This is a genomic window from Kitasatospora sp. NPDC034533 (assembly GCF_055575155.1).
This window is the reverse complement of the sequence record NZ_JBVITE010000131.1, coordinates 1-7,308: the sequence shown is the minus strand read 5'-3', so window position 1 is coordinate 7,308 and position 7,308 is coordinate 1. Positions and strand designations below refer to the sequence as shown.

Below are 7,308 nucleotides of genomic sequence, written 5' to 3'. Positions count from 1 at the left end.
GCGTCACCGCCACACCCTTCGGCGTCCCGGTCGACCCCGACGTATAGATCACATACGCCAACCCACCCGGCTCCACCGACACCCCAGGCGCCGTCGTAGCGGCCGCCGCCAGATACGCCGACATCAGCCCGCCGTCCAGCGTGACCAGCCGGACCTTGCCGGCCGGCATGTCGCCCAGCGTCTCCTCATCGGTGAGGAGCATCACCGCTCGACTGTCACGCAGCACGAACGTCATCCGGTCCGCCGGCATCGCCGGGTCCACCGGCAGATACCCGGCCCCCGCCTTCCACACCGCCAGGATCGCCGCGATCATCTCCACACCACGCGGCAACGCCAGAGCGACCACCGACTCCGGGCCAACACCCTGCGCCACCAGGTAGTTCGCCAGCCGGTTCGCCTTCTCGTCCAGCTCGCGGAACGACACCCCCACACCGTCGGCGACCACCGCCACCGCATCCGGCGTCCGCTCCACCTGAGCGGCGAACGACTCGTGCACCGGCGCGAACCCCACCACCTCAGCAGTGTCATTCCACTCCACCAACACCCGACGCCGCTCATCCACGGTCAACACATCCACCGCACCGAGCCGCACGTCCGCATCGGCGGCCACGGCCGCCAGCACCCGCGCCCAACGCTCCGCGAGCAACCCCACCGACTCCGGATCGAACAGATCCGCCGCAGCCGTCACCGCACCACGCACACCAGCCGGCCGACCCTCGGCATCGAACACCTCACCCACCATCACATCCAGGTCGAACTTCACCGCCGACTTCGTGATGGAGACCCCGCCACCACCGCGCACGCCCGACAACCGCGCCACCGACCGCGCGTTGTTCTGGACGGTGAGCAGCACTTGGAACAGCGGGTTGCGGGCCAGTGAGCGCGTGGGCGCCAGCTCCTCCACCAGACGCTCGAACGGCACATCCTGGTGAGCGAACGCCCCCAGGCTGGCCTCCCGCACCCGGCCCAGCACCTCACGGAACGAGGGGTCACCGGACAGGTCCGTTCGTACCACCAGGGTGTTGACGAAGAATCCGACCAGGTCGTCCAGCGCCTCGTCGGTGCGCCCGGCCACCGCCGCACCGATCGGAATGTCGGTCCCCGCACCGAGCCGGGACAGCAGCACCGCCAGCGCGGCCTGCAGCACCATGAACATGGTCACGCCCTCGGCCCGCGCCAACTCGGCCAACTGGACGTGCAGTTCGGGCGACAAGGCCATCGGCACGGTGTGCCCACGGTGACTCGCCACCGCCGGACGCGGACGGTCGAACGGCAGCCCCAACTCCTCCGGGGAACCCTCCAACGCCCCACTCCAATACGCCACCTGACGCGACAGCAGACTGCCCGGTTCGTCCGCCCCGCGGAGCAGTTCGCGCTGCCACAGGGCGTAGTCCGCGTACTGCACCGGCAGTGGCGCCCACTCCGGGGCCCGGCCCTCCGAGCGCGCCGCATACGCGGCCGCGATGTCCCGCGACATCGGGCCCATCGACCAGCCGTCACTCGCGATGTGGTGCACCAGCAGCACCAGGACGTGCTCGTCCGGGCCCGCGGTGAACAACCACGCCCGCACCGGCACGTCCGCCGACAGGTCGAACACGTGCCGCGCCGCCTCGGCAGCCGCACCTGCCAGCTCCTCCGAGGCGACCTCGACCAGTTCCAGCTCCCAGTCGAGCTCGTCCAGCTCCAGGATCCGCTGGCAGGGCTCACCGTCGGCCTCGGCCAGCACCGTACGCAGCACCTCGTGGCGACCCAGCACGTCCCGCAGCGCCGCACCCAGCGCGACCCTGTCCACCTCGCCCGACAGCCTCAGCGCGACCGGCAGATTGTAGGTGGCGCTCGGCCCCTCCAACTGGCTGACGATCCAAAGTCGTTGCTGCGCGAAGGAGAGCGGCAACCGCTCCGGGCGCTCACCGGCGACCAGCGGCACCCGGGCCTGACCCGCGTCGGCCAGCCGGGCCGCGAGACGTGCCACGGTCGGCGCCTCGAACAGTGCCCGCAGCGGCAGCTCCGCGCCCAGCACCGCACGAATGCGGCTGATCAGGCGGACGGCGAGCAGCGAGTGGCCGCCCAGGGCGAAGAAGTCGTCGTCGACGCCCACCCGCTCCAGTCCGAGGACCTGCGCGAACGCCGCGCACAAAAGCTCCTCCTGCGGGGTGGCCGGACCACGGCCCGCACCCACGACGGCCGCGTAATCCGGGGCGGGCAGCGCGCGACGGTCCAGCTTGCCGTTGAGCGTCACCGGCAGCACGTCCAGCACCAGCACCGCCGACGGCACCATGTGCTCCGGCAACCCGCGCGCCGCGAGCTCCCGCACTTCTTGCGGCAGTTCCTGGCCGTCGCCGGAAGCCGGCACCACATAGGCGACCAAGCGCTTGTCACCCGGCGCGTCCTCGCGCACGACCACCGCCGCCTGCGCGACCCCCGGGTGGCCGGCGATCACCGCCTGGACCTCGCCCGGCTCGATGCGGAAACCGCGCAGCTTCACCTGGTCGTCGGTGCGGCCCAGATACTCCAGCGCGCCGCCGGCGTTCCAGCGCGCCAGGTCACCCGTGCGGTACATGCGATCGCCCGTGAACGGGTTCGCCACGAAACGCTCGGCCGTCAGACCCGGGCGACCCATGTACCCCCGCGCCAACTGCACACCCGCCAGATACAACTCACCCGGCACACCGACCGGAACCGGCTGGAGGTGGGCGTCCAGCACGTACACCCGGGTGTTGAACACCGGCCGCCCGATCGGCACCGACACACCCTCGGAATCCTCCGCACACACCCACGAGGTCACGTCCACCGACGCCTCGGTCGGCCCGTACAGGTTGTGCAGCCCCACCGAGGGCAGCGTGCGCGCAAACGCGTCACGCAACTCGGCACTCAGGGCCTCACCACTGCACATCACGGCCCGCAGACCCGTGCAGGCACCAGCACCCGGCTCCGCCAGGAACGCCCGCAGCATCGACGGCACGAAATGCGTCACAGTGACCGACTCACGCCGGACCAACTCGGCCAGGTACCCAGGATCCCGGTGACCACCCGGACGCGCGACCACCAGCGCCGCACCCTCCAACAGCGGCCAGAAGAACTCCCACACCGACACGTCGAACCCGAACGGCGTCTTCTGCAGCACCCGATCCGCCGCCGTCAGCCCGTACTCCGCCTGCATCCACACCAGACGGTTCACGATCCCCGCGTGCGCAACCACCACACCCTTCGGCCGACCCGTCGACCCCGACGTGAAGATCACATACGCCGGACTCTCCGGCCTCAACTCGCGGTCAACCGGCTCCGCCGAGTACCCGGCAGACTCCACCACCACCTCGGACGTCACGCACACCGCCGAAGTGGCCGCCGACAGCAGATACTCCACCCTCTCCGCCGGCAGCTCCGGGTCCACCGGCAGATACGCGCCACCCGCCTTCACCACACCCAGCAGCGCCACCACCATCTCCACCGACCGCTCCATGACCACCGGCACCACACACTCCGGCCCCACACCACGATCCACCAGCAACCGCGCCAACCGATTCGCCCGAGCATCCAACTCCCCGTACGACACCTCCGCGCCCTCGAACACCACCGCCACCGCATCCGGCGAAGCAGCCACCCGCGCCTCGAACAGACCCGGCAACGTCCCCGCCGACACCTCAACCGCAGTGTCGTTCCACTCCACCAACACCCGCCGCCGCTCATCCGCAGACAGCACCTCCACCGCGCTGAGCGGCACGTCGGGGTCGTCCGCCACGGCTGCCAGCACCCGCGCCCAGTACTCGGCGATCCGCTCGACCGACTCCGGCTCGAACAGGTCCGCAGCCGCGGTCACCGCCCAGTGCAGGCCGGCCGGGCGCCTTTCGGGATCGAACGCCTCCTCGACCGAGAGGTCCATGTCGAACTTCGACATGGTGCTCTTGGCCTTCGACGCCACCGTCAGGGCTTCCACTGCCTGCCCGTCCGCCGGATCCACCACCCGCCGGGTGTTGTTCTGCATGATGAGCAGTACCTGGTGCAGCGGGTTGCGGGCTAGCGAGCGGGTAGGGGCCAGCTCCTCCACCAACTTCTCGAACGGCACGTCCTGGTTCTCGAGGGCCACGAGACCGGCCTCGCGGACGCGCGCGAGCACCTCGCGGAACGTCGGATCGCCGGACAGGTCGCTACGGATGACCAGGGTGTTCACGAAGAAGCCGACCAGGTCGTTCAGCGCCTCGTCGCCGCGCCCGGCCACCGACACCCCGAGGGGGATGTCGGTGCCCGCGCCCAGCCGTGAGAAGAGCACCGCGAGCGCGGCCTGCAGCACCATGAACAGCGTCGCGCCCTCGGCCCGCGCCAGCTCCACCAGCCGGGCGTGCACCTCGGCCGACGCGCCGAACCCGGACGAGTACCCGCGGTGGCTGGCCGCCGCCGGACGCGGGTGGTCGAAGGGCAGCTCCAGCTGCTCCGGGATGCCGGCCAGCGCCTTGCGCCAGTAGGCGATCTGCTGGGATATCAGGCTGTCCGGGTCGTGCTCCTCCTCGATCATCTCGCGCTGCCAGAGGGCGTAGTCCGCGTACTGGATCGGTAGCGGGTCCCACTCGGGTGCCCGGCCCTGCCGGCGCGCCTCGTAGGCGGTGGAGAGGTCCCGGGTCAGGGGGGCCTTCGACCAACCGTCCCAGGCGATGTGGTGGAGCACCAGGAGCAGCACCCGGTCCGCCCCCGCCGAGAACATCGTCGCCCGGATCGGGACCTCGGCCGACAGGTCGAACGCCTGCCGCGTCCGGTCGCCGAGCGCGTCCGCCAGGTCCGCCGGCGCGGTCTCGGCGAGCCGCAGCTCCCAGACCAGCTCGTCCGGCTTGAGGATCCGCTGGTACGGCTGACCGTCGGCCTCGACGAACACGGTGCGCAGCACCTCGTGCCGGTCCAGGACGTCCCACAGGGCCGCGTTCAGCGCCACGGGGTCCACATCGGCGGGCAGCCGCATGGTGACCGAGCTGTTGTAGGTGGCGCTCGGGCCTTCGAGCTGCTCGACGAACCACAGTCTCTGCTGTGCGAATGACAACGGATACATCAGGACTCCTCCCGGCGGCGCATCGGCCGCAGCGCGGTCCTCGCGGGCTTCTGCGTGGTGAGCCGGCCTGCCAGTCCGGCGACGGTCGGTGCGTCCAGCAGCACCCGCAGGGTCAGCTCCACGCCCAGCGCGACGCGGATGCGGCCAATCAGGCGGACGGCGAGCAGCGAGTGGCCGCCCAGGGCGAAGAAGTCGTCCTCGACGCCCACCTTCTCCAGGTCCAGGACCTCGGCGAACGCCTCGCAGAGTGCCCTCTCCTGTGGGGTGGCCGGCCCGCGGCCGACCCCCGCCGTGTACTCGGGCGCGGGTAGTGCCCGGCGGTCCAGCTTCCCGTTCACCGTCAGCGGTAGCGCGTCCAGCACCATGAGGGTGGCCGGGACCATGTACTCGGGCAGCACCCGCGCCACCTGCTCACGTACCGCGGCGGCGTCCAGCGAGGCGCCGACCAGGTAGCCGACGAGGCGCTTGTCACCCTGGGCCGCCTCGTGCACGACCACCGCCGACTGCTCGACGGCCGGAAGCGCGGCCAGCGCCGCCTCCACCTCACCGAGTTCGATCCGGAACCCGCGGATCTTCACCTGGTCGTCCGCGCGCCCGAGGTACTCCAGCCGGCCCTCGGAACTCCAGCGGGCCAGGTCGCCCGTGCGGTACATGCGCGCGCCCTCGGCCTCGAAGGGGTTCGCCACGAACCGCTCCGCCGTCAGACCGGGCCGGTTCAGGTATCCGCGCGCCAGCTGCACACCGGACACGTAGACCTCACCGGCCACGCCCACCGGCACCGGCCGCAGCGCCGTGTCCAGCACCAGCACCCGCGCACCGGGGAGTCCGCGACCGATCACACTCGCCCCGCCGACCGCCCTGGCGGTCTCCGCGGTGAGGGCGGCATAGCTGACGTGCACGGTCGTCTCGGTGATGCCGTACATGTTCACCAGCTGCGGCGCGGTGTCTCCGTGGCGCGAGTACCAGGCGTCCAGCCGACCGAGATCCAGCGCCTCGCCGCCGAACACCACGACCCGCAGGGCGAGTTCACCCGCGCCGTCGGGCGCCTGCTCGTCGGCCTGGGCGAGCTGGTAGAACGCGGACGGCGTCTGGTTCAGCACCGTCACTCGCTCCCGGACCAGCAGCTCCCGGAAGGCGTCCGGCGTCCGGGAGACCTCGAACGGCACCGCGACCAGCCGCCCGCCCTGCAGCAGCGAGCCCCACAGCTCCCATACCGAGAAGTCGAACGCGAACGAGTGGAACCACGTCCACACGTCATCAGACGAGAAGCCGAACCGCTCCCGCGTCCCCGCCAGCAGCGCCACCACGTTGGCGTGCGGGACCACCACGCCCTTCGGCCGACCGGTCGACCCCGACGTGTAGATCACGTACGCGGGGTGCGACGCCGTCAGCGCGGTCAGGCGCTCGCCGTCCGCCAGGTCGCGGCACGGCAACGCTTCCAGCTCGGTGACGGTCTCGACCGCATCCAGCGCGATCTCGGCCGTCCCGTGGGCGGGCAGCGCCTCCCGTACCCGTCCGGTAGTGACCAGCAGCACCGGACGGGCGTCATCCAGCAGATAGGCGATCCGCTCCGCCGGATATCCGGGATCCACCGGCAGATACGCGCCTCCCGCCTTCAGCACCGCCAGCAGTGCCACGACCAGCTCGACCGAGCGGTCCGTCGCCACCGCCACCAGGCTCTCCGGTCCCACCCCGCGCCGGACCAGCAGCCGCGCCAGCCGGTTCGCCCGCTCGTTCAGCTCCCGGTAGGACACCGAGGCGCCCTCGGACACCACCGCGACCGCGTCCGGCGTCCGCGCCACCTGTGCCTGGAACAGCTCCGGCAGCGTCTGCGCCGGCATCTCGGCCGCGGCCTCGTTCCACTCCACCAGCACCCGGCGCCGCTCGTCGGCGGTCAGCACCTGCACCGCGCCCATCGGGAGGTCGCAGCCGCCGTCCAGAGTCTGCTCCAGGGCGGCGACCAGGCTATCCACCGCGGTGCGCAGCATCGCGCACACCGCAGGCCCGTCGACCTCGGCCACCGCGTCCACGCTCAGCCCGAAGCGATCCCCGTCGTCGTCGACCGAGACCGTGACCGGGTAGTTGGTCCGCCCGCTGGCGGCCACCCTCCTGATCCCCTCGACCCTCGACCCGCGGCCGGTGCTGTGCCGGTAGTTGAACAGCGAGCTGAACAGCGGAACGTCGCCCGCCACCCCGCTTGCCCGCTGCGCCAGCGTCAGCGGCGCGTGCTCGTGCTCCAGCAGTGCCGCCAGCGTGCCGCGCATCCCGGCCAC

The 7,308-nt window shown here is 71.4% G+C and carries 2 protein-coding genes; both read right to left on the bottom strand.

Translation table 11 applies throughout. The features are described from left to right. Positions 1-5,035: amino acid adenylation domain-containing protein (locus ACZ55U_RS38575; RefSeq protein ID WP_465534232.1), on the bottom strand; the 5,035-nt coding region annotated here is incomplete at its 3' end. Continuing rightward, positions 5,035-7,308: non-ribosomal peptide synthetase (locus ACZ55U_RS38570; RefSeq protein ID WP_465534230.1), on the bottom strand; the 2,274-nt coding region annotated here is incomplete at its 5' end. The genes ACZ55U_RS38575 and ACZ55U_RS38570, both read right to left, overlap by 1 nt.